Origin of the sequence: Delftia sp. ASV31, from assembly GCF_016428765.1 — a bacterium.
Taxonomy (GTDB): domain Bacteria; phylum Pseudomonadota; class Gammaproteobacteria; order Burkholderiales; family Burkholderiaceae_C; genus Comamonas; species Comamonas acidovorans.
Genome location: NZ_JAELTK010000040.1, coordinates 19,581 through 42,484 on the forward strand (window position 1 = coordinate 19,581; position 22,904 = coordinate 42,484).

Here is a 22,904-nt window from a genome sequence, read left to right on the forward strand (position 1 = left end):
ATCAGTAACGGTAGTCCTGCACGGTGATGCGGCCTTCGGCGTCGTAGAAGGCCTCGTCCGTCACCGCGCGCTCCAGCAGGCCGTAGCCCGTGCCGCGGCCCGGGTGCCAGACCTTCAGGCCTTCCAGTTCCAGCAGCGGGCGCACGGCCGCGTCGTCCCAGGACATGGCCAGCAGGATGTCGCGGAAGGCGGCGGCGCGTTCGGCATCGATGTGCGGGCCGGCCGTCATGTTGCAGTGGTCGAACGCGCCCGAGGTGGCCAGCACGCGCGTGCCGCCGGCCGGCAGCGTGCCTTCGCGCGCAAAGGCCTGGTAGTTCTTGCCCACCATCCATGAAGCCTGTATCTCGCCGGCCACCATGGCGGCGGCGGCCAGGCGCTCGCCGCCGATGTGGTCGCCATGCTTGCCGCCCAGCACGTCAAAGCGGCGCGCCGTGTAGTCGCGCCCGGCCAGCAGCCCTTCCTGGCGCAGATGGTCCAGCGGGATCAGCGTGGCCTGGGGCGAGTCCACCGCACCGAAGCCCACGGTCTTGCCGCGCAGGTCCTGCACGCTCTGGATGGGGCTGTCGGCGGGCACGACCAGCAGCGAATGCAGGTCCAGGTCGGTATCGCGCATGGCGATGGACTCCACGCGCAGGCCGCGTGCGCGGGCCATGCGGTCGGCGCGGACAAAGGCCAGCGGCGAGTTCCAGGCCAGGTGCACATCGCCTGCGATCAGCGCCTCGGTCAGCGACTCGTAGTTGGAATAGAGCACGTAGTCGAAGTAGCAGCCGCGCTCGATGAAATACGCCTTGAAGCCTTCCCAGATGGTGATCACCTTGGGGGCGTAGGCCACGGCGCCGAGCTTGATCACGGGGGCGGTTGTCGTCATGCGGAAGTCCTTTGCTGGATGGGGAAGGGGGTTGAGGCTATTGGCAGGATCTGCGGCGCAGGTTCAGGCAGCGGCTTCGCACATGGCCTTGCCGAGCATGTCGTAGATCACGTCGGTGGTGGGCGCCATGACCGAGGCGGCACGCGCATCGCGGAACAGGCGCTCTATGCCCAGCTCCTTGCGGAAGGCGGCGCCGCCGCACACGCGCATGGCAATGTCGGTCACCTCCAGCGCGGCTTCGGCGGCGGCGGCCTTGGTCTGCAGCAGGCGCGTGCGCGTGTCGGGGCGGGCGGCCTGCACGGCGGCCACGGTGTCGTCGCGCAGCAGGCGCGCCTGCTCCAGGCGCAGCTGGGCGCGGGCCAGGTAGGCGCGGATGGTGGGCAGGTCGGCCAGCGAGCTGCCGCTTTCCGCAAAGCGCGTGCCGGCCACATGGGCCACGGCGCGGCGCAGTGCGCCCTGCATCAGGCCGATGGAGGTGGTGGCGATCAGCGTGGGGAAAAACGGCATCAGGTGGCGGCCCTTCACGGCCTCACCCTCGCCATCGGCGCCCAGCATGCGGGCGCGCGGCACGCCCACATCGCGCGCCTCGATGGGCGACGACGCATTGCCGCGCAGCCCCATGCCGTTGAAGCGCCCGGGAATGGACAGCCCCGGCAGGCGGCTGTCCACCAGCCACAGCGTATTGCCCTCGCCCTGCGTGGCGCGCGAGATCCAGACATAGGAATCGGCCTCGCCGGCCGAGGTGATCATGCTCTTGAGCGCATTCAGGTGGACGACATCTTCAGCGGCGGTGGCCGTGCCCGTGGGTGCCCAGATATGGCTGCGCGAGCCGGCCTCGGACACGGCCAGCGTGGTGATGTGGCGGCCGGCGGCAATGTCGCGGCGCACCTCGTCATCGGCAAAGGGCTCGATCAGTGCCACGCCGCAGTAGTGCATGGTCAGCACCATGGCCGTGCAGGGGCAGTCCTGGGCAATGCGTTCGATGACCTGTACCGCCTCGGCCAGGCCCTTGCCCAGGCCGCCCACCTCGCTGGCGCTGATCAGGCCCAGCAGGCCGGCTGCGGCCAGCGCATCCAGCGCAGCGCGCGGGTAGCGCGCCTGCTCGTCAATCTGCGCGGCCTGGGGCGCGATGATCTCGCGCATGAGGGGTTCGAGTTGCTGCAAAACTTCCATCTGGGTTCACCGTAGGCATGCCCATGGCCGCCTGCCGAGAGGCACTTGCTGGAAGTCTGGGGAAATGCTGGAGCGCCGCGATGGCCGCTGGGCGCGCCTGCCGCATGCAGACCTGCAATGGCGGATGGGCTGGGGGAAAGAATGCGAAAGATTATGCGCCGGGTGCGCGACGGCCGGGCGCAATTGCCGGTGGCGCTTGATTTCGGTCAATTGGTGGCTGGGTACTGCCTTCGGCGGTTTCGGCCAACAGGCGGCCGGCAGCCAGACGAGGATGCCTGCTGGAAGATCGTGGTCTATATTGCAGCGCCCATTGCCAGCGCCTCTTGCGGCCCTATCGGCTTGGCAAAAAAGTAGCCCTGGGCCAAATCCACGCCCAGGCTCGCCAGAGTGTTGAATTCCTCGGCTGTCTCCACACCCTCGGCAACCACCACGCTTCCTATCTCGTGCGCGAAGCTCGTGAGGCCCTTGGCCAGCGCACGGCGGCTGCGGTCGGTATCGACATCGTGCGTGATGCTCATGTCCAGCTTGATCATGTCTGGTTGCAGATGCAGTATGTGCCGCATGCTGGAGTAGCCGGCCCCCGCATCGTCTACTGCCAAGGTCGCGCCCCGGCGCCGCAGCGGCGCCAGTGCATCGGCCAAAGCCCTGTAGTCATCCACGGCGGCATGCTCCGTGATTTCCAGCGTCACGCGCGAGAGATCCCGGTCCGAACCCAGAAGCCTGGGCAACTGCCCCGACTGGATCAGCTGCGGCGAACAGTTGACGGCGAGCAGCCAGTCGGTGGGCAGGCTGCCAAGTGCGCCAAGCGCTGTATCGATCGCATGGCGCTCCAGCTCTAGCCCCAGCCCCACCTCGTGCGCTGCCTTGAACCACTGGTCGGGCGGGCGACGTGGCTCCAGGTCAAAGCGTGACAGACATTCGAAACCGTGCAGCTTTCCGGTCGCGACGGTGTATACGGGCTGAAATACGGGGCGCAGCGCATTGCCTTGCATTGCAAGTCGAATTTCGTGAGTCACTTTGTCTCTTGCATGCCGGACGGCAGAAGTCGCACTGAAATGAAGTCCCAATAAATCGGAGAATGCCCGCAGCAGTGACATATCGTGCACATTCAGCGCAGGATTGGGCTGGTGGCTGAAGCAGCACAAGGTGCCGAACAATTGGTTGTCATCCAGGCGGATGGGAACGCTCAGGTGCGAGCCGATAGGAATGGTGTGCGTTTCCGGTATCTCCTGGGCAGCGGCCAACAGGGAGGTGTCGGGAATCAACTCCGGCAATTCGCCATTGACCACTTTCTGGCAATAGCCCTCGCTCAATGGAATCTTCTGATGCTGGAAAATCACCCCGGCAGTGCTCTCGTCCACATGCTCCAGCACCCGATCCTCTTCCCGGAATCGGGCCACAAAGGCGACATCCATGCCGAGATGCCGACGAACGACAGACAGAACACGGTCGATTCCATCCAGTTCAATGGCAAAAGCAAAAATTCTGCTCAAAGGTGCGAATGTGGATTTACGAAGGGTCATTTCGTTGATCTGCTCTATCAGATGTGTACGCACATTGAATTCACACGCTGCCTGCGGGCTGGCTATCCTAGGTTCCGAGTGCGATGGCCAAGCGGTGCGATATGAATTGATAAAAGGAATGAATTATCATTAACCCGCTCCATTGAGCGATACGCGGCAAATCGTGGCTGCCACGCGATAGAAAATCCCAATCGCACCTCCAGTTGCAACCTCAGTGGCAACCCCGTTTGCAACCCAAAGCAGTAGTGAGAAGAACAGACTTAAGTATGCGCGGTTGAAGTGCGCAGGTCGAGTCCGTCTGTTCGGATTGACAATAGTTATGAAAATCCAACACGGGCAGCTGAAAGGGCCCGGCACTCCCTGGAAAGCCCGTCAAGCCCTGTGTCCTGGCTGTGGCTATGGCTGTGGCTGTCTCAGGTGCTCCATCGGTCATTGCTTGCCCGTGTGACGAATGCGGGCCAGGTACTGGCTGGGCGTCAACCCCAGAGTCTTGCGGAAAGCGGCGCCCATGTGCGACTGATGGCTGAAGCCGCAATCGTGGGCGATACCCGCCAGGGAATGGGTGTCTGCCCGCATCATGGAGCGGGCCGCCTGTACGCGGGTTTCCACAAGAAAGGCATGCGGCGTCATGCCCAGCAGCTGGGAAAACTCGCGCAGAAACTGCAACGGCGTGCGATGGATCATCCGTGCCAGCCGGGCAATGCTCAACGGCTGTGCAAACTCGGCCGCCATGCGCTCCAGGACAGGGCGGTACACCGGGCGCAAGGCCTCGACGCGGGCGGTGGGCGCATGGCATTCCATGAAGCACACTGCGGGCATGAACTCAAACCACACGGAAATTCACCGCGTCATCGGTCTCATCGGTGGCATGAGCTGGGAGTCCAGCGCCGAGTACTACCGGCTCATCAATCAGGGCGTGCGTGACAGGCTGGGTCCGCTGCGCTCCGCAAAACTGCTCATGTACAGCGTGGATTTTGGCCCCATCGAGCAGGCCCAGCATGAAGGCCGATGGGACGACGCCGCCGCCTTGCTGGAGGATGCCGCCCGGCGGCTGCAGCAGGGCGGGGCGGACGGCGTGCTGCTGTGCACCAACACCATGCACAAGCTGGCAGACCGCATTGCGGCAGCGGTGCGCATCCCTTTTCTTCACATTGCCGACCCGGTAGCCGACGCAGCCCGCACACGCGGCTACCGGAAGCTGGGGCTGCTGGGCACACGCTTCACCATGGAGCAGCCCTTCCTGCGCGAGCGGCTGCAGCAGCAGGGTCTGGAGGTGCTGGTGCCGCAGGAGGCAGACCGCGCCGAGGTGCACCGCATCATCTACGAGGAACTGTGCACGGGCCGGATTCTTGAAGAGTCGCGGCGCACCTATCAGCGCATCATGGCGCAGCTGGCCGGGCAGGGCGCGCAGGCCATGGTGCTGGGCTGCACGGAAATCAGCCTGCTGGTGCAGCAGGAGCATTGCCCTGTGCCCGTGCTGGATACCACCGCCCTGCATGCGCAGGCGGCGGTGGACTTCGCTCTGGAGCCTTGAACGGCCAGCGAGCCATGCCCAGGCCTGCTTTCAAGGGCGTGCACCCCCCGGGTTGCCGGGGCGCCTTGAGCCGTTGTGGCAACCCATCGGCGCAACGCCTCACGCCTCACGCCTCGATGCGCGCTGAACCACTAGACCACGGCGGCGCTGAACGACTCGGGCAGGCGCGCAAGCAGATGCGACAGCCGTTGAAGGCCCGCCTGCAGGCGCCCACGTTCCTTGATGCTGCCCAGGGAGATGCGGATGGCATTCACGGATTCGCTGCCGGTGGCAAAGGCCTGCGCCGGCGTGACGGCGATGCCCTCGCTGTCGGCGGCACGCGCAAGCTGCGAGGGGCTCCAGTAACTCGGCAGCTCCAGCCATACATGCAGGCCGTCTCCCGCGCCGCTGTACCGGCCGGCCAGCACATCCCTGGCCATCCGGTGGCGCAGGCGCGCCTCCTTGCGCACGCCTTCCATCAATTTTCCGGCCGAACCGTCGAGGATCCACTGCGTGGCCAGGGCGGCCGTCAGCGGCGTGGCCATCAGCGCAAACGATCTCAGCGCGACCAGGAAACGCTGGCGCTCGTGCGGGTCAGGCAGGAGCACGAAGGCCACCCGCAAACCGGGCGTCAGGCATTTCGAGAGGGTGGAGATGTAGTACACCTGCTCCGGGGCAAACCTGGCGATCGGCGGCGGCGGGGCATCGGCCAGCAGCCAGTAGGGATCGTCCTCGACGATGCGCACATGGCAGCGCTTTGCGATGCTGGCGATCTCTTGGCGCCTGTCCTCGGCAAGCGTGATGGCGGTCGGGTTCTGCAGCGTCGGGTTCAGGTAGACCAGCCCGGGCCTGTGCTGTCGGCATGCCTGCTCAAGCCGCTCGGGCATGATCCCCTGGCTGTCCGCTTGCACCGCAATGATGCGCCGGCCGAACTGGGCAGCTGCGGCACGCAGGCCGGGATAGCTGGTGGGCTCGGTCAGGATCACATCGCCCGGCTCCGTCAGCGCAAGCACCAGGGCGGCAATCGCCGCCTGCGCGCCCGGGCAGACCACCAGCTGCCGGGCATCCACATCTCCGAACATGGGCTGCAGCCACCTGGCGCCCGCCTTGCGGTCGGAGTCGCTTCCCCCGCCCAGGTGGTAGGTCATCAGCAACTGGGCATCCGCACCCATCAGCACTTGCGACAGGCCCTGCTTCAACATGTCGTCCAGGTCCACGCCAGCCGGCGGTGGCGGGGTGTTCATGCTCAGGTCCAGCACGGCGTTCAGCTCCACCTTGGGCGCCGCGACATAGGTGCCTCTGGCGCCGCGTCCCTCCAGCAGCTGGCGGCGCCTGGCTTCGTCGTAGGCGCGCGTGACCGTCGTCAGGTCCACATCCAGCTGGGCCGCCAGCCGGCGTTGTGGGGGCAGGCGGTCACCGGGCTTCAGCGATCCGTCTGCCAAGGCTGCCTGCAAGGCATCGGCGATCTGCAGGAATCGGGGGCCGCCCTGCACGGCCAGTTGCGGCAACCAGAGGGGCAAAGGCTCATCTTGCATGGATTTAAGCGGCAACGTATGGGTTCATGTATGGAAATTGCTTTTGGGTAGTATGCGCCACAAGGTGTGGCAGCACCGTGCTTGCATGGCCGTCGCTGACGCTCTCGCCTCCCATGTCCGGGAGGGAGGCTCCCCACCATGGACAGTGCCAAGTCATTGGCTGGAAGCTCTCAAAATGATCGATTGGGTCCCCATAGTCTTCGTCACCTTCAAGGTGCTCGTGTTCGGCACGGCCATGTTCTTCGCCATCAAGTGGCATTACGACCAGGGCAAGAAGAAGGGGGCGAGCCGGCGCGAGTTGCTCGTTGCCAGCGGCAAGATCGTTGCCGTCTTCACGCTGCTGCTGCTGTGCGTGCTGCTCTTCACCTTCGGCCTGGCCACCATGCTGGGCATGGACCTGAGCCTTTGATGGCAGGTGGCGCTGCCAGCGCCGGGCCTGTGCCCGCAGGCCGTGCCCAGCGCGGCAACCATCCTCCAGCTGCCTACTTCGGTGTGAGCCGATACAGACCGCCCTTGCGGTCGTCCTCGATCAGCCACAGCGCACCATCCGGCGCCTGCGCCACGTCGCGGACACGAAAGCCTACCGTCCAGTGCTCGGCAGGCGTGGCGCTCGCGCCGTTCACCTCGATCCGGTGCAGGGCACGGGTCAGCAGGCCGGACGCAAACGCTGAGCCCTTCCACTGCGGAAACATCTCGCCGCTGTAGAACATCAGGCTGCCCGGCGCGAAGACAGGCGTCCAGTAGATCACGGGCTTGGTGAGGTCCGTTCGCGTATCCGGGCTGGCAATGGGCACGCCGTTGTAGTTCACCGCATAGGAAACCAGCGGCCAGCCATAGTTCTTGCCCGGCTCGATCAGGTTGAGCTCATCGCCGCCGCGCGGCCCATGCTCAAGCTCCCAAAGACGCCCATCCGGCGCGAACGCCAGGCCGTAGGGCGTGCGATGCCCCGTGGACCAGGTCTCGGACGGCGTCAGATTCGGACCGTCAAAGACAAACGTGCGCAACACCGGCGCGGTCTTGGCGGCTTCGGTGTCCTTGGGCGGATCGATCACCGGAACCGACGTTGCGCCGGTCTGCCCCTGCATCGGATTGCCGGGCGCGGGCTTGCCGTCCAAGGTCAGCCGCAGGATCTTGCCGGCCGGCTGATTCGGGTCCTGGGCAGGCGTGAAGCGCTGCCGGTCCCCGGCCGTGAGGAACAGAAACTTCTGGTCCGGCGAAAAAGCCACGGCGGCACCCACCTGCCCGCCCTTGCCCTTGACCGGGTCGCGCCAGATGACCTTGAGGTCTTCCAGCGCAGCGGTGCCGGCACCGATCCTGAGCGTGGCGCGCGCGAGCGCCAGGCTCGACGTGCCGCGGATCTCTCCGGGCTCCGAATAGGTCAGGTAGATGGCCCCGTCGCTCGCATACGAAGGGGCCAGGTAGACACCGAGCAGGCCGTTCTGGTTTTCATGCAGCACGGGCGGCACGCCGGTGACTTCGAGCTTTTGCCCGTCCTGGGCCGCGAGAAACAGCTTGCCAACCTTCTCGGTGACCAGCATGCGCCCGTCCGGCAGGAATGCGATGCGCCAGGGCAGATCGAATTGCGCAACCTTGCTGACCTTGAACGGGGGCGATGCAGTGGCAGGCAGGGTTCCCGCATTGATCTGCGCCAACACAGGGGTTGCAGCCATGAGCAACCAGGGGATGAGTCCAGACTTCGGCAATCGCATGCTTTGCTCCGCAGTGGGGGACGGGACAGTATCCGCGCATCACCGCCGCACCGCAGAATGCACCGCCGAATTCCGGGCTATCTGCGCGGCAGGCCTGAAGTGGCGTCCAGCCGCGTTCAGCCTCGCTCACCCAGCGGATGCAGGCATGGCCGCCGGGTCCATCCACAGCGCCGCCCACATGTGTCCATCAGGATCGGCCAGATCGCGCGTGTACATGAAGCCGTGGTCCTCCATCGGATTCACGTCGGCCTGCCCGCCATGGGCCGCAGCGGCCTCGTTCATCGCATCGACGGCAGCGCGGCTCTCAAGGGCCAGTGACAGCATCAACCCGCAGGAGCCGGCTGGCGGCAACGGGCGCTGCGTGAAGGTGCGCCACTTGGCATGCGTGACCAGCATGACCTGGATCGCCTCGCTCCAGACCATGGCGGAACCATCCTCACTGCTGAACTGCGGGTTCTGGCTGAAGCCCAGCGCCTTGTAGAAGGCGGTGGAGGCGCCGAGGTCGGTCACGGGGAGGCTGATGAAGAGGGACTTGGTCATGCTTGGCTCCGTGGGTTGGGCTGCAGTCCTGGTGGGTGCAGGACTGCTCGGTCAGGACATCCATCATGCAGCACCTGCACTCCGGATGCTGCCCCATTAACTGGAAGAGCCATTGAGCTGCTGAAGCTCAAGTTGCCTGGCCGCACTGGCTTCAAGGTTTGCGCGCTCCGCGTCCAAATACCGATAAATGCTCTTGAGGTCAGTGATTTTCTTTTTGATTTCCGCCATCTTCCTTTCAATAAGTCTTGCACCCCCGGCGCAATCTATTGACTTGTTTCTCTGAGCATTCAGAATTTCGCCTATTTCCCCAAGAGAAAAACCCATGCTTTGTGCCCGCTGGATAAAGACCAGGTCTTGCAGGGTTTGCGGTGTGTAAACGCGATAATTGTTGGTTCGCCGCAAGGGTGAAATAAGGCCGATTTTCTCGTAATAGCGCAAGGTATGGCGCGTGGCGCCGCTGCGGACCTCAAGTTCCCCGATATTCATGGAAAAAATCGCTTGACTGTAGAGTTGAGTCGACAGTCTACACTTGGTTTTTTCATCGTGCCAAGGAGCAGAAGAATGAGCGTGGAGTGCTTTGTTACGGGAGGGACGGGCTTCATCGGCCAGCATTTGCTGTCGTACCTGAGCGCGAAAGGTCACACCATTCGGGTGCTGATGCGTCGCCCGGAGCGCCTCGCTGAACTGCGCCAGCAGGTCGATGGCTTGGGTGGCGTTGCAGCCCGCGTCTTTGCCGTAGCCGGCGATCTGGAGCAAGAAAACCTCGGTCTGAGCCTTGCGGACAGAGAGGTCCTGCGGCAGGCCAAGGTCGTATTCCATCTGGGAGCCCACTTCGCCTGGGGCCTTTCGATGGAGCATGCACGTGCAGTGAATGTGGAAGGGGCAAGGCGCGTGGCGCAGTTGGCGGCCGAGCAAGAGAGCCGGTTGGTGATGATTGGCGGCTACATGCTGAAAAACAATGAACATCTGCAACGCATCGGGATTGATCCCGGCCATCCGGAGCTGACGGATTGGCCTGCCATCTATCGCCAAGTCGGTGCTTACGAGGCGAGCAAACTGGAGGCGCACTTCGCGACCCTCTGCTTCATGAATGCCAAGGGTGGAGAGATGACCGTTGTACACCCCGCCACGGTTTGCGGTCATAGCCGAACGGGGCATATCGCGGATGGCCAGCCGCTGGTGGATCTGATACGCAATCTGGTGCAAGGAAAGCTGGCGGCAGTACCCGGTACCGGCGCGCACTGGTTGCCACTGGTCACTGTGGATTATCTGGTCGAGTTGGTGGCGGCATGCGCCTTTGATCCTTCCATGGGGGGCCAGGAACTGCTGGCCCTCGATGCACAGAGCCCCGGCTTGCAGGAGCTCCTCACGCAGGTGGCGCAACCTCTTGGGCTGAAGGCGCCCGGGCATCATATTCCGCTGGGATTGCTGAAATGGCTTCTGGGTATTCGTCCCATTGCGAGGTTTTTGAATACCAGCGCCGAGGCCCTGGATTTTATCCAGACAACCCGTTTTGACACGACGGAAGTGGAGCAATTTACCCGAAGACACGGAATCACAAAGCCGGATATGCGCCAGTCGTTGAGGAATACTGCAATATATGTCAACTCATATTGCATTCCAAAAGGCAAGGCCCGCCGACTTGCCCCTCCGCTGCGCAGAACATCATAATCACCGCTTTCAATGGTGCATGGGTTGCCGCTGCGCACCAAAATCCAAGGAGCTCGTTTCAGTGAATCAACCAACCCATCCACGCATCGCGGTGCTGGGGCCCGGGGCAATCGGGACAACGGTTGCTGCTGCGCTGCATGAAGTCGGTCGCACGCCGTTGCTGTGCGGTCGTACGCCGCGCGACAGCCTGACGCTGCACGGCAGCGGTCTTCGCATCGTGGTTCCCGGCCCGGTCAGAACGGATCCGGCCCAGGTCGAAGGTCCGGTGGACCTTGTTTTTCTCGCGGTCAAGGCGACTCAAACTGCTGCGGTTGCGCATTGGCTGGCGGCGTTGAGCGGTCCGCAAACCGTGGTGTGTGTCCTGCAAAACGGGGTTGAGCAGGTGGAGAGTGTCACCCCGCTGTGCCCGCAGGGGCGAATCGTTCCCGCAGTCGTGTGGTTCCCTGCACAGGCGCAACCCGATGGGTCGGTGCTCTTGCGCAGCGACGCCCGGATCAGCCTGCCTGACGAGGCTGCGGCCCTCGTGGTCGCGCAGGCACTGCAAGGCACCCGATGCTCGGTAGACCTGGTTTCGAATTTCAAATCCCTGGCGTGGCAAAAGCTGCTGCAGAACGCAGCGGCCGGGCTCATGGCACTCACGCATCGCCGTGCAGGCATGTTCGGCCGGCACGATATTTCGAAGCTCACTCTGGACTATTTGCGGGAGTGCCTGGCCGTGGCACGTGCCGAAGGTGCTGAACTGGGCGATGAGGTCCCCCAGGCGATCCTCGACAAGTTCCAGGCATTTCCGGCCGACCTGGGCACGTCCATACTGGCGGATCGCGAAGCAGGCCGGCCGCTCGAATGGGATATCCGCAATGGTGTCATCGCGCGCCGCGGCCGGGCGCACGGAGTTCCGACACCGATTGGTGATGTCCTGGTGCCGCTTCTCGCCGCAGCGAGCGACGGCCCCGGCTGATCATTCGTGCCTTGACCACAATGCCCGCGATCGCAAAAGCAAGGCTTCAGCCCATGAACCCCAGATCGATGGGATACGCCGAGCCGCCGAAGTTGCCGATGTGTGGCAGCACCCCCGCCAGCTCGGTATTGGCCACGCCGAACCAGCGCGCCAGGGTGGCGGCGTACTGGTCCACGGCGGTGCTGGGCAACAGGCGCCCCTGGCCGACATGCCACTGGTCTTCGCTGCCGCTGCCGTTGCCCACGCTGATGGGCGGTGGCGCGCCATAGAAGGACGCGCCACGCACCGCGCCGCCCACGACGAAGTGGTGGCTGCCCCAGCCATGGTCCGAGCCGTCGCCGTTGGAAGTCAGCGTGCGGCCGAAGTCCGACGCAGTGAAGGCCGTGACCTTGTCGGCCACGCCGAGCTCGGCCGTGGCGTTGTAGAAGGCCGTCATGGCACTGCTCACCTTGTCGAGCAGCTGCGGCTGGTTGGCGATCAGGTTGTCGTGCAGGTCGAACCCGCCCAGCGAGACGAAGAACACCTGCCGGCGCGTGCCCAGCGCGTTGCGTCCGGCAATGAGCCGGGCCACCACCTTGAGCTGGTCGGCCAGCGGGTTGTTGGCAGGGAAGGCGGTGGACAGGCTGCCGCTGGAGAGGGCCGAAGAGATCTGCCCCTCGGCACTGATTGAGCGCTGCGTGACGCGGGCGTACTCGGCCTCCATTGCGTGGCTGCCGGCCGTCTGCACCAGCTCGCTCAGCAGGCCGCGCACGGCGGTCGAACCATAGACGTTGGCGCCCTTGACGGCGTTGATGGGCACGGCGCCGCCCGGGCTGATCTGGTACTGCAGCGCCTGGTCGCCCGAGAGAAACACGGCGTTGCCCGTGGCCGAGATGCAGGTGAAGAGCGACGTGGCGTTGGACGACAGCGCCAGGTCGCCCAGGTTGCCGCCCCAGCCCACGGTGGAGCCTTCGGCGCCCTGCGACTGCCAGACCGACTGCTGGTCGTTGTGCGAGAAAAGCTTGGGCGGCAGCGGGTAGCTGCGCCGGTCGCCGGTGGCATATTGGGCCCGCGTGAGCGGCACCAGCAGCGGGCCGACGTTCAGCTGCACCGCCGCACGGCCCGCGTTGAAGAGGCCGGCCAGGCCCGTCATGGACGGGTGCAGCGCGTACTGCATGCCACCGGCCAGCGCCGTGCGGGGTTGCAGCAGCGTATTGCCCAGCGCTGCGCGGGCCAGGGCAATGCCACCGGCCGTGCCATCGCTGTTGCCGCCGCGGATGGCGGAGTACTGCCCGTAGCGGGTGCTGTCGTAGGGCACGACGGTGTTGGCGTAGTCGCAGCCGCCGTAGAGGAAGACGCAGACCAGCGCCTTGTAGTCGTTCGCCTCGAAAGCGGCGGCCTCGCCCAGCGCGGCGAGGTTCAGGGCGAAGGGCAGGGCGGTACCGGCGGCGGCCAGTTGCGTGCTGCGGCGCAGGAATGCGCGGCGCGTGTGGCGGGCGGGGTCGATGAAGTTCATGGCGATATCGCTTTGCTTTGCAGACGTTCGGTCACCTGTTCGGTCGCTTGTTCGGTCACTTCTGCACCAGATATTCGGGACTGGCCATCACCAGCAGCACGGCGGCTGCCACGCGGTTGAGCTGGGTGGCGGCGTTGCTGGTGGCCGTCACCGGCGTGGCATTGAGCGCTGCCACGATGCGCGCCTGCGTGGCGGCCGATACCTGCCCTGCCGACAGCAGCAGCGCCACCTTGCGCACCAGCGCGGCGGCGTCGGCCACCAGGGGCAGCAGGTTGGCGTAGCTGCAGGTGATGTCGAAGCCGTTGGCTGCGCTGCTGCCGCCCTGGGGCAGGTCTGGCGCGTTCACGTAGTAGCCGAAGCGGATCACGTTCTGCATGAAGTTCAGGTAGCCGCTCACGCTGGTCTCGGTGACGATCTGGAACTCCGGCGCCACCTGGCCCGTCGTGGCCAGGGGCGTGGAGGGAGGCACGTAGCCCGGGCGGAAGAAGTTGAACACCGAGCCCGAGCGCAGCGGGCTCTGGCCCAGGCGCGTGGCCGGGTCGCTCAGGTTGTCGATCTTCCAGGTGCCGCGTGCCGACCGCAGCCCGAAGGTGCGGCCCCACTGCACGAAGCGCACCATGGGCTCGCGCAGGCGGCCGTACTGGGGGCTGGCAAGCCCTGCCGCGCCCCGCGCCTCCGGGTCCAGCAGCACGGTGGCTATCACGGCGCGCAGGTCGCCCCGCGTGCCGCTGCCGTTGTCGGCAAAGGCGGCGGCCACGCGCCCCACATAGGCGGGGCTGGGGTTGCTGGTGACCAGGCGCTGGATCAGCTGGCGCCCGATGAAGGGCCCGACGTTGGGGTGGTTGAACAGCGTGTCCAGCGCCGCCTTCAGCGCCGCTGGCCCAGACGTGCCCGCAGCCACGGTGGTGCCCAGGAAAGTGGCGGCCAGCGTGGAATGGCGCGCGGCGTTGAAGGCCATGGGCAGCAGCGCCTGCTGCAGCCCCGTCACCGTGCTGCCGCTCAGGTTGGTGGGCTGGTTCTTGCTGGTGTCGTAGTCGTAGCCGGTGAAGACGCGCGCCAGATTGCTCACGTCGGCTGCCGAATAGGTGTCGATGCGGTTGCCGCTGCCGTCGCGCTGCTCGGTGCCGTCGGGGTTGAGGCGGTAGAGGCCGATGGTGAAGAGCTGCATCACCTCGCGGGCGTAGTTCTCGTCGGGCTGGCGGCCGCTGCGGGCGTCTTCCTTCTGGTTGCCGCGCGTGCTCAGGTAGATGCCCATGGCCGGGCTGAGCGTGACGGCCTCCAGCAGCGTGCGGAAGTTGCCGAAGGCATGCTGGTTCAGCAGATCCCAGTAGCCGGAGGCCAGGAAGATGCTCCAGGGCTGCTCCAGCCCCGTGGTGGAGACCACCATGATCTCCGACAGCGCCAATGCCACACGCTTGCGCACGGCGTCGCGCTCCGTGAAAAGCTGGCTCCAGAGCATGAAGTCGGAGGGATACGAAACGTTGTCGTAGCGCGTGCCGGCCTCTGCCACGCCGTAGCCGCGCTGTATCAGCCAGGCCGTGCCCGTGGTGTCCACGGGCAGCGCGAACTGCTCGGCCAGCCAGGGGCCGTAGCCCTTGGCGCGCAGCGCTGCGATCTCCTCGTCGGTGGCCGAGAACTGCGCCTGCAGCAGGAAACGCGCGGCTTCTTCGTCGCTGGCGGGGGTGGCCGTGGTGCCGGTACCGGTTCCGCCACCAGGGCCGGTGCCCGTGCCGCCGTTGCCTCCATTGCCGGTACCGGGTGCCGTATCGCCCCCACCGCCCCCGCAGGCCACCAGTAGCGCGGCCGCCAGGGAGGCGGCCATGGCGGGGGGCATCAAGGAACTCTTGGCTTCATGGCCGAGGTGGCCGGGCTCTGCGCAGGCAGGCAAGGAGTCCGCGGGCGCGCGGTCGGGCGGCTGCAGCGGGGAGGCTGCAGCCTGTGGTGTGGGGTGCATTGCGGGCTTTCAGGCAGTGGCCGGGGCGTGGCAATGAACTGCCTCGCTCTTCGGCGCGTGGCGCAGAGTGTTCCAAGGTTTTCGGATGTGAGCGGACACTTTGCAGCCCTAAAGCGTGTCAAGATGTTATGCGTTGCAGGGGCGGCATGCAGAAACATGGCGTTGGGCCAAGACGCATGGGTCTCGCCAGGGCCGTCGCCGGTTGACGCGTCTTTTGCCATCCATGGCTTCAACCCCCCGCTGGCCGTCCTCTCGCACATGCTGGCAATTGCCCAGCATGCCTCCTGTTCTTTTCAGTGACCAGCGTGTGCGCTTCGGTCTTGAAATCGCCAACTTTAAAATGCCCCCCCATGACTCCTCCCTCGGCTTCCCCCCATTCCTTCGACAAACTTGCGCTTTCGCCGGCAACGCTCGCCAATCTTGAGCGGCTCGGCTACCTTGAAATGACGGCGATCCAGCTCGCCAGCCTGCCCCCTGCGCTTGAAGGCAAGGATGTGATCGCTCAGGCGAAGACCGGCAGCGGCAAGACCGCAGCCTTTGCACTGGCGCTGCTGGCCAAGCTGGATACGCGCAATTTCTCGGTGCAAGGCCTGGTGCTCTGCCCCACCCGCGAGCTGGCCGATCAGGTGACGACCGAGATCCGCCGCCTGGCGCGTGCGGAAGACAACGTCAAGGTGGTGACCCTGTCCGGCGGCGTTCCGCTGCGCGGCCAGAACGCGAGCCTGGAGAACGGCGCGCACGTGATCGTGGGCACGCCCGGCCGTGTGATCGATCACCTGGACCGGGGCAATCTGAACCTTGATTCGCTGAACACCTTGGTGCTCGACGAAGCGGATCGCATGCTCGACATGGGTTTCGTCGATGACATCGCCAAAGTCGCCAAGCAGTGCCCCCCGCAGCGCCAGACCTTGCTGTTCTCCGCCACCTACCCTGAAGGCATCGCCAAGCTGGCCGCGCGCTTCATGCGTGACCCGGTCACGGTCAAGGTCGCCGCGCAGCACAGCGGCGAGCAGATCGAGCAGCGCTGGTACGAGGTGGACAAGGAAGAGCGCTTGCCTTCGGTGGCTCGCCTGCTGGAGCATTTCCGGCCCGAGAGCACGCTGGCCTTCTGCAATACCAAGGCGCGCTGCCGGGCCCTTGCCGAGCTGCTGCAGGCCCAGGGCTACAGCGCGCTGGAGCTGCACGGCGATCTGGAGCAGCGTGACCGTGACCAGGTGCTGGTGCGTTTCGTGAACGGCAGTTGCTCCGTGCTGGTCGCCACCGATGTGGCGGCTCGCGGGCTGGATGTGACCAATCTGGGCGCCGTCATCAACGTGGACATCACGCCCGACCCTGAAGTGCACGTGCACCGCATCGGCCGCACAGGCCGCGCCGGCCAGAAAGGTTTGGCCCTGAGTCTTGCGACGATGGACGAAATGGGCGCGGTCGGAAACATCGAACAGATGCAGGGCAGCCCCTCCGTCTGGTACCCGCTGGACGAACTGACACCGGCTCCCGGCGGCCGGCTCCTGCCATCCAAGGCCACCATCCACATCAATGCCAGCCGCAAGGACAAGATCCGCCCGGGCGACGTGCTGGGCGCTCTCACCGCAGACCTGGGCTACTCCCGCGAGCAAGTGGGTAAGATCGACATCAACGAGTTCGCAACCTATGTCGCCGTGGACCGCAAGATTGCGCATGACGTGGTTGCCCGGCTCAATAGCGGGAAGATCAAGGGGCGAACGGTGAAGGCGCGCTTGCTCAAGGATTGAGGGGTTTCAGGCGCATCAGTCGGCGTGCGAATGTCTGCACTTGGCTGAACGCGTTCCGGTCCTTCAAGCAGCCCTGCCTAACCCGCAGGCCCCCTCATGACCTCCCGGGCCTGCACCGCCTCAACAGCCCCCTGCAGCGCCTCCCGCTGTGCAATCAGGAAGCTCAGCAACGCTTCAGTCCCGACCGTGGTCTGCACGGCAGAAATCCCGCAGCCCAGGTCCACAAGCAGCGATATCTGCTGCATGCAATCCTGAACCACTTGCAGCTCTTCCTCGGCAATCGGGTAGTACATGCCTGCCCCTTTCAGCAATGAGCCAGCACGGCCTGCTGGTGCCTTGAGACAGGAACGAGAACTGGCGCGCCAGCATGCGCTGTGCGGGGGAGGGTGGTGTCGGTCAATGGCGGCTCCTGTGCATGGATGTTTCGCATGGCTGCATTGAAATGAAGCCATGTCCAGCGCAGCACTGGGAAAACTGAAAGCCGCACACCATCAAGAGGGTGGCGGCTGCTGCGCCTGTGTCCGGGCCGCCAAGCCCGTGTCCGCTGAGGGACGGCGAAATGTTATCGCAAATACGTTGCCTACCCAGCCGGCAGCACCCCCCAATCCCAACCCTGCCGGCTGATTTTTCCGAAGCCGGGGACAATACCGGGTTCGCGGGTTTTTCCGGCTTGACTTGAGTCAAGGCCGGAAATGCCCGCGCAAAGACGCTGCCCAGGTGCTGAGCCGGATGCAGAAAACCCAAGATCGGACGGCAGCAGGACTGCCGAGATGGCGCAGGTGCATGTGATGGAGAGGGATTGGTGGACAAAGGCCTGGTGCGGGGGCAGAGGCCGGCCCGTGAAGCGTGATGCCCGCCTGGTGGCCTGGTTGCTGGCGGTGGTGTTCGTATCGGTTTCTGCTGCCACGGTCTGGCAATTGGTGGCGGCGCGCCAGCGCACGCTGGCCGAGGTCGATACCAGCAACCGCAACCTGGCCCAGACACTGAACACCTATGCCGAGGGCGTGATCACCCAAAGCTCCATGCTGCTGCTGGGCATTGCCGAGCGGCTTGAGGTGGATGGCACCAGCCCCGTGCTCCTGGAGCGGGTGCTGTATCTGGTCAACCGGCAGGAGCATCTGCTGAACCAGCTCAACGAGCTGCTGATCGTGGATGCGCAGGGCCATTGGTTGATGTCATCCAAGGGGGCGTTCCCCGAAGGATCGGAAAGCTCCGACCGGGACTACTTCACGCACCACCGTGACGACGCATCGTCAGGCATCTACATCGGGCCGCCGATCCGCAGCCGCTCCACGGGCGAATGGGTGATCACCATCAGCCGGCGCTATACGGACGCCGAGGGCCAGTTTGCAGGCGCGGTGGTGGTGGCGCTGGGTGTGGAGAATTTCCTGCGGCTGTTCGGCAAGATCGATATCGGCGAGAAGGGGGCCATTGCGCTGAGCACGCCGGGCGGGCAGTTGCTGGTGCGCCACCCGTTCCGCGAGCAGGACCTGGGGCGGGACTTCTCGCAGTCGCCCAATTTCCTGCGCCACTACGTGGGGGCGATGTCGGGCACGGCGTCGTTCCGCTCGGCCCTGGATGGCACGGAAAGAATCTACGCCTTTCTGCGCAGCGAGCGCTATCCGCTGGTGACCACGGTGGCCCTGGGCCGCGATGAGGCGTTGAGCTCCTGGCGGCGCCAGGCGCTGCTGACGCTGGCCGTGGTGCTGGGACTGTTTCTGGCGATTGCGTTGATCGGCTGGCGCCTGACGGCCGCGATGCGGCTGCGTTCGCGCGCCGAATGCTCCCTGGTCAGCGCGCGCGAGGAATTGCTGGACGCCAATCGCCGGCTGGAAGTGCTGGCCGCCCAGGACCAGTTGACGGGCCTGGCCAACCGCCGCCGCTTTGACGAGGTGCTGGAGCGCGAGGCCCGTCGCGCTGCGCGCGAGGGCACGCCGCTGTCGCTGCTGCTGATCGATCTGGACTACTTCAAGGGCTACAACGATGCCTACGGCCATGTGGCGGGCGATGCCTGCCTGCAGGCCGTGTGCAGCGCGCTGGCCCAGGCGGTGCAGCGGCCCGGCGACATGGCGGCGCGCTATGGCGGGGAAGAGCTGGCCGTGGTGCTGCCCAATACCGACAAGGCCGGCGCGCGGCAAGTGGCCGAGCGGCTGCGCGCGCGCATCGAGGGCCTGGCCCTGGAGCACCGCATCAGCCGCTTTGGCCATGTGACGGCCAGCATTGGCGTGGCCACGACGCAGGGCGATGAGGCTGGCGCGACCCAAGGCGCGACACAAAGCGCGACCCAAGGTACTACCCACGGCTCCACCCAAGGTGCCGCCGTGGCGCTGGTGGAGGCGGCCGACCGTGCGCTGTACCGCGCCAAGGCCGCAGGGCGCAACTGCGTGCAGGGCTGAATGGGCTTGGGTCTGTGCGCGCTCAGTCCGTGGGCGAGCGGTGGGCCACCACCTGCTGCTTGAGGTCGCCCAGCGCCTGGTACAGGGCGTTGCGGCTGGCCTGCGGCATGTCGCCGAACATGCCCATGACCCAGGACTCATGCGCCTTGGCCATGCGCGCAAAGGTCTTGCGGCCCAGCGGGGTGAGGTGCAGCACGGAGCTGCGCCGGTCGGACTCCACCTTGGTGCGCACCACCAGGCCCTCTTTCTCCAGCTGGTCGGTGATGCCGGTGATGTTGCCGTTGGTCACCATCATGTGGCGCGACAGTTCGCCCATCTTCATGCCCTCGGGCGCGCGCTGCAGCTGGGCCATGAGGTCGAAGCGGGGCAGGGTGGTGTCGAATTCGCTGCGCAGGCGGTTGCGGATCTCGCCTTCGATGAGGTTGCAGCAGGTGAGCATGCGCAGCCACAGGCGCAGCGCATGGTGGTCGTCGGGCGCGGCGCGCGACTCCAGGTCGGGAGCGTGGGTCATGGCTGGTTCTGCGGTGTGGGGGCGCTCAGGCCCATCTGCGCGAGGATGGCGCGCGTCAGCGGGCTGGCCGGGTCGTTCAGGGTGAGCACGATGTCGAAATGGTTGGTGCCGGGCATGGCCACGTACTGGCCTGACGATGGACCGGGGCCACGGCGCTGGTTCCAGGCGGCCAGGTAGTCGTCGCTCTGGCGCTTGAATTCATCGGTCTCGCTCTCGCCGTAGCTGACGATGAGCGGGCAGGCCGCGCCGTGCGGCAGGAGGGCGGGGCTGTTGCGAATGGCGTCCTGCTCGCTCAGGCGCATCCATTCGTTGATGTGGGTGTGCACCAGCGGGCGCAGGTCGAACAGGCCCGACAGCGGTGCGGCGCCGCGCACCACGTCCTCGGGCACGCCGTAGTCCGCATGCCAGCCACCGGCCAGCAGCATGCCCGCCAGGTGGCCGCCGGCCGAGCTGCCGCAGACATGGATGCGGCCCGGGTCGCCGCCGTAGCGGGCGATGTGGGCATGCACCCAGGCCAGTGCGCGGCGTGTCTGGTCCACGATGCGGTCCAGCGTGACGGCGGGCGCCAGCGAGTAGTTCAGGGCCACCACCACGGCGCCGGCGCGCGTGAAGGTGGGCGCCATGCTGCTGGAGTCGTCCTTGGACAGCAGCCGCCAGTAGCCTCCGTGGATGAAGAAGAGAACAGGGGCGCCTGCCGCCTCGGTTGCTGCCGGGAAAATGTCCAGCAGCTCGTCGGCATGCTCGCCATAGGCCACGTTCAACGCGCAGGGCAGGCTCTGGCGCGCGGCCCGGCTGTCGTCGGCATAGGCCTTGATGATGGGGGTGATGTCGGGTACCGTCGCGCGGGCGTTGTACTGGACATCGAGTCCGGCGCGGTCGTAGTGACGGTAGAGTGCTGGCATTGGAACGGAGATGGCGCGAAATGGTTTGTATGGCAGGTATTGGTACAAGTCCCAGACTTGTTCTGCAAAATACTTTAAACCTAAACTAAGACCCGCGCCAACCGTTCCAGCCCTTACAGAGTTTCCCGTCCAGCGTGACGGAAGACTGCCTCACCACCGATTGCCATCCGCGCGGCCCGCGCAAGGAGCACAGCAGCATGCGTTTCCTCACCCCCTTCCTGGCCGCAGCGGCCCTGGCCCCTGCCTTTGTTCCCGCGCTCGCGCAGGCGGACACCATCAAGGTCGGTATCGCCAACGATATTTCCGGACCGTTTGCCGCGCTGGGCGCCGAGGCGCGTGACGGCTTCAACCTCGCCATCAAGCAGCTGGGCGGCAAGCTGGGCGGCCAGCCGGCCGAGTTCCTGCAGACCGACATGGGCGGCAACCCCGACCAGGCGCGCCAGCTGGTCACGCGCTACATACAGCGCGACAAGGTGGATTTCTTCACCGGGCCCATCGGCTCCAACGTGGCCCTGGCCGTGGGCCCGGCGCTGTTCGGCGCCAAGGTGCCCTACCTGTCCAACAACCCCGGCCCCAGCCAGTTCGCGGGCGCGCAGTGCAATGCGTTCTGGTTCGGCACGTCCTACCAGAACGATGCCTTCCACGAGGCAGCCGGCAAGCTAGCCGCCGACCGTGGCTTCAAGAAGATGTTCATCATGGCGCCCGACTATCCCGCGGGCAAGGATGCGCTGGTCGGCTTCAAGCGCGGCTACAAGACCGCGCCCGGCGAGGAGGTCTACACCAAGCTGGGCCAGATCGACTACGCGGCCGAGCTGGCCCAGATCCGCGCGGCCAAGCCTGATGCGGTCTACATCTTCCTGCCGGGCGGCATGGGCATCAACTTCGTCAAGCAGTTCGTGTCCACGGGGCTGTCGCAAAGCGTCAAGCTGATCGGCCCGGGCTTCTCGGCCGACGAGGACGTGATCCAGGCCGTGGGCGAGCCCATGCTGGGCATGGTCAACACCGCGCAGTGGGCGCATGACCTGGACGTGCCGCAGAACAAGGCCTTCGTCGAGGCTTTCCGCAAGGAGTACAAGGGCCGCAACCCTTCGGTCTACGCGGCCCAGGCCTATGACGTGATCATGGCCATGGATGCGGCGGTCAAGCAATCCGGCGGCAAGGCCTCGGACCGCCAGGCCATTGTCAAGGCGCTGGAGAAGGCCGACTACGCCTCGGTACGCGGCCCCTTCACTTACGGCAAGAACCACTATCCCATCCAGGCCTACTACCAGCGCGTGATCGAGAAGGACGGCAGCGGCCGCATCACCAACAAGCTGGTGGGCAAGGTGTTCGATAAATATCAAGACGTCTACGTCAACGACTGCAAGATGTGACCCCGCCGCCGCGCCCCCGTCGGGCGCGGCGTGCCTTGATCTTGATTTTCAAAGCCGGATGATTTGTTGACCGCGCGCGGGCCACTGCGCCTGCGGCAGGGGGCGTGTGGATGACGTGGACGCTGCTCTTGGAGCAATTGCTGAATGGCCTGCAGTTCGGGCTGATGCTGTTTCTGATCGCGGCCGGGCTGACCCTGGTGTTCGGCATCATGGACATCATGAACCTGGCCCATGGCTCGCTGTACATGGCGGGCGCCTATGTGGCGGCCGAGACCATGCAGCGCACGGGCTCGTTCACCGCGGCCGTGCTGGTGGCAGCCGTCGCCACGGGCGTGGCGGGTGTGGTGCTGGAGCTGGTGCTGATACGCCGCCTTGCCGTGCGCGACCATCTGGCCCAGGTGCTGGGCAGCTATGCCGTCATCCTCATTGCCAATGACCTGGTCAAGATGGTCTGGGGCCCGGCGCCGGTGATGCTCAACATGCCGGCCGCGCTGTCCGGCCCGGTGCAGTTGCTGCCCGATCTCATGTACCCGGCCTACCGGCTGATGATCATCGTCTTCGGCCTGGCCGCCGCGCTGGGCCTGTACTGGTTCGTGACGCGCACGCGCGCCGGCGTGCTGGTGCGGGCAGGCGCCTCCAACCGCCAGATGGCCACGCTGATGGGCGTGCGCGTGCCGCTGCTGTTCCTGGGCGTGTTCACGCTGGGCGCCATGCTGGCGGCGGTGGCGGGGGCGCTGCTGGGGCCCATCACCTCGGTGCAGGTGGGCATGGGGGAGGAGATCCTCATCCTGGTGCTGGTCTGCATCGTCATCGGCGGCATAGGCTCCATACGTGGGGCCCTGGTTGGCGCCTTGCTGGTGGGCATGGTGGATACGGCGGGGCGGGCCTTTCTGCCCATGCTGCTGCGCCAGGTTTTCTCCCCGGCGGTGGCATCCAGCGTGGGGCCCACGCTGGCGGCGATTTCCATCTATGTGCTGATGGCGGTGGTGCTGGTGTACCGGCCTTCCGGCCTTTTCCCTGCGCGAGGCTGAG

21 protein-coding genes are annotated in these 22,904 nt (G+C 65.6%); 8 read left to right on the forward strand and 13 right to left on the reverse strand.

From position 1 onward, the window contains the following. Position 1: 1 nt before the first annotated feature. From JHD82_RS15690 to JHD82_RS15705, 4 genes are all read right to left on the reverse strand, one after another. Positions 2–868: a phosphate/phosphite/phosphonate ABC transporter substrate-binding protein gene (locus tag JHD82_RS15690; RefSeq protein ID WP_180319205.1), complete on the reverse strand. Its 867-nt coding sequence runs from the start codon at positions 866–868 to the stop codon at positions 2–4. 63 nt (positions 869–931) lie between these two features. Continuing rightward, the gene (locus JHD82_RS15695) at positions 932–2,041 is read right to left on the reverse strand and encodes an acyl-CoA dehydrogenase family protein (RefSeq protein WP_199137342.1); all 1,110 of its coding nucleotides are present in this window, start codon (positions 2,039–2,041) and stop codon (positions 932–934) included. Positions 2,042–2,334: 293 nt separating this feature from the next. Further along, a complete protein-coding gene (locus JHD82_RS15700) occupies positions 2,335–3,564 on the reverse strand; it encodes an EAL domain-containing protein (RefSeq protein WP_199137344.1) in 1,230 nt (409 codons plus the stop codon). Between the two features lie 429 nt (positions 3,565–3,993). Beyond that, a complete protein-coding gene (locus JHD82_RS15705; RefSeq protein WP_233174760.1) occupies positions 3,994–4,296 on the reverse strand; it encodes a helix-turn-helix domain-containing protein in 303 nt (100 codons plus the stop codon). Positions 4,297–4,381: 85 nt separating this feature from the next. On the opposite strand from JHD82_RS15705, the gene JHD82_RS15710 reads away from it, so the two are divergent. Then, positions 4,382–5,098: an aspartate/glutamate racemase family protein gene (locus JHD82_RS15710; protein WP_199137345.1), complete on the forward strand. Its 717-nt coding sequence runs from the start codon at positions 4,382–4,384 to the stop codon at positions 5,096–5,098. 131 nt (positions 5,099–5,229) lie between these two features. Here the strand turns inward: JHD82_RS15710 and JHD82_RS15715 are convergent, their stop codons facing one another. Next, the gene (locus tag JHD82_RS15715; protein WP_199137347.1) at positions 5,230–6,612 is read right to left on the reverse strand and encodes a PLP-dependent aminotransferase family protein; all 1,383 of its coding nucleotides are present in this window, start codon (positions 6,610–6,612) and stop codon (positions 5,230–5,232) included. Between the two features lie 175 nt (positions 6,613–6,787). Here JHD82_RS15715 and JHD82_RS15720 point away from each other — a divergent pair, with 175 nt between their 5' ends. Next, positions 6,788–7,021 (forward strand): hypothetical protein, encoded by a 234-nt coding sequence (locus JHD82_RS15720; RefSeq protein WP_034395554.1) that lies wholly within the window; start codon positions 6,788–6,790, stop codon positions 7,019–7,021. Between the two features lie 73 nt (positions 7,022–7,094). Here the strand turns inward: JHD82_RS15720 and JHD82_RS15725 are convergent, their stop codons facing one another. The 3 genes from JHD82_RS15725 to JHD82_RS15735 all read right to left on the reverse strand — a co-directional run bounded on the left by JHD82_RS15725 (position 7,095) and on the right by JHD82_RS15735 (position 9,347). Beyond that, positions 7,095–8,321: a PQQ-dependent sugar dehydrogenase gene (locus JHD82_RS15725; protein WP_065347521.1), complete on the reverse strand. Its 1,227-nt coding sequence runs from the start codon at positions 8,319–8,321 to the stop codon at positions 7,095–7,097. 126 nt (positions 8,322–8,447) lie between these two features. Further along, positions 8,448–8,861: a VOC family protein gene (locus JHD82_RS15730; RefSeq protein WP_034395560.1), complete on the reverse strand. Its 414-nt coding sequence runs from the start codon at positions 8,859–8,861 to the stop codon at positions 8,448–8,450. Positions 8,862–8,957: 96 nt separating this feature from the next. Then, positions 8,958–9,347 (reverse strand): MerR family transcriptional regulator, encoded by a 390-nt coding sequence (locus JHD82_RS15735; protein WP_199137348.1) that lies wholly within the window; start codon positions 9,345–9,347, stop codon positions 8,958–8,960. A 75-nt stretch (positions 9,348–9,422) separates the two neighbouring features. Between JHD82_RS15735 and JHD82_RS15740 the strand changes: the two genes are divergently transcribed. Together JHD82_RS15740 and JHD82_RS15745 are read left to right on the forward strand one after the other, a co-directional pair. Then, positions 9,423–10,532, forward strand: coding sequence for an SDR family oxidoreductase (locus tag JHD82_RS15740; RefSeq protein ID WP_199137349.1), 1,110 nt, complete (start codon positions 9,423–9,425; stop codon positions 10,530–10,532). A gap of 61 nt (positions 10,533–10,593) precedes the next feature. After that, a complete protein-coding gene (locus JHD82_RS15745) occupies positions 10,594–11,490 on the forward strand; it encodes an oxidoreductase (protein WP_199137350.1) in 897 nt (298 codons plus the stop codon). A gap of 46 nt (positions 11,491–11,536) precedes the next feature. Here JHD82_RS15745 and JHD82_RS15750 read toward each other — a convergent pair whose 3' ends face one another. Both JHD82_RS15750 and JHD82_RS15755 read right to left on the reverse strand, forming a co-directional pair. Then, positions 11,537–12,985 (reverse strand): DUF1501 domain-containing protein, encoded by a 1,449-nt coding sequence (locus JHD82_RS15750; protein WP_099733287.1) that lies wholly within the window; start codon positions 12,983–12,985, stop codon positions 11,537–11,539. A 55-nt stretch (positions 12,986–13,040) separates the two neighbouring features. Continuing rightward, positions 13,041–14,939: a DUF1800 family protein gene (locus JHD82_RS15755; RefSeq protein ID WP_199137351.1), complete on the reverse strand. Its 1,899-nt coding sequence runs from the start codon at positions 14,937–14,939 to the stop codon at positions 13,041–13,043. Positions 14,940–15,289: 350 nt separating this feature from the next. Between JHD82_RS15755 and dbpA the strand changes: the two genes are divergently transcribed. Beyond that, positions 15,290–16,690 carry an ATP-dependent RNA helicase DbpA gene (dbpA, locus tag JHD82_RS15760; RefSeq protein WP_199137360.1) on the forward strand — a complete coding sequence of 467 codons (1,401 nt, stop codon included), beginning with the start codon at positions 15,290–15,292 and terminating at the stop codon, positions 16,688–16,690. A gap of 77 nt (positions 16,691–16,767) precedes the next feature. On the opposite strand, the gene JHD82_RS15765 is transcribed toward dbpA, so the two are convergent. Continuing rightward, on the reverse strand, positions 16,768–16,983 hold the full coding sequence (locus JHD82_RS15765; protein ID WP_034395578.1) for a hypothetical protein: 216 nt from the start codon (positions 16,981–16,983) through the stop codon (positions 16,768–16,770). A 477-nt stretch (positions 16,984–17,460) separates the two neighbouring features. On the opposite strand from JHD82_RS15765, the gene JHD82_RS15770 reads away from it, so the two are divergent. Further along, entirely contained in the window at positions 17,461–19,086 is a 1,626-nt protein-coding gene (locus tag JHD82_RS15770) for a sensor domain-containing diguanylate cyclase (RefSeq protein ID WP_199137352.1), read from the forward strand. 22 nt (positions 19,087–19,108) lie between these two features. Here the strand turns inward: JHD82_RS15770 and JHD82_RS15775 are convergent, their stop codons facing one another. Next, positions 19,109–19,597: a MarR family winged helix-turn-helix transcriptional regulator gene (locus JHD82_RS15775; RefSeq protein WP_063325691.1), complete on the reverse strand. Its 489-nt coding sequence runs from the start codon at positions 19,595–19,597 to the stop codon at positions 19,109–19,111. Further along, positions 19,594–20,499, reverse strand: a complete 906-nt coding sequence (locus JHD82_RS15780; RefSeq protein ID WP_199137353.1) for an alpha/beta hydrolase — start codon at positions 20,497–20,499, stop codon at positions 19,594–19,596. The genes JHD82_RS15775 and JHD82_RS15780 overlap by 4 nt, the downstream gene beginning before the upstream one ends. A 197-nt stretch (positions 20,500–20,696) precedes the next feature. Between JHD82_RS15780 and JHD82_RS15785 the strand changes: the two genes are divergently transcribed. Together JHD82_RS15785 and JHD82_RS15790 are read left to right on the forward strand one after the other, a co-directional pair. Beyond that, positions 20,697–21,872, forward strand: a complete 1,176-nt coding sequence (locus tag JHD82_RS15785; RefSeq protein ID WP_199137355.1) for an ABC transporter substrate-binding protein — start codon at positions 20,697–20,699, stop codon at positions 21,870–21,872. Between the two features lie 110 nt (positions 21,873–21,982). Then, entirely contained in the window at positions 21,983–22,903 is a 921-nt protein-coding gene (locus JHD82_RS15790; RefSeq protein ID WP_013801787.1) for a branched-chain amino acid ABC transporter permease, read from the forward strand. Position 22,904 lies beyond the last annotated feature (1 nt).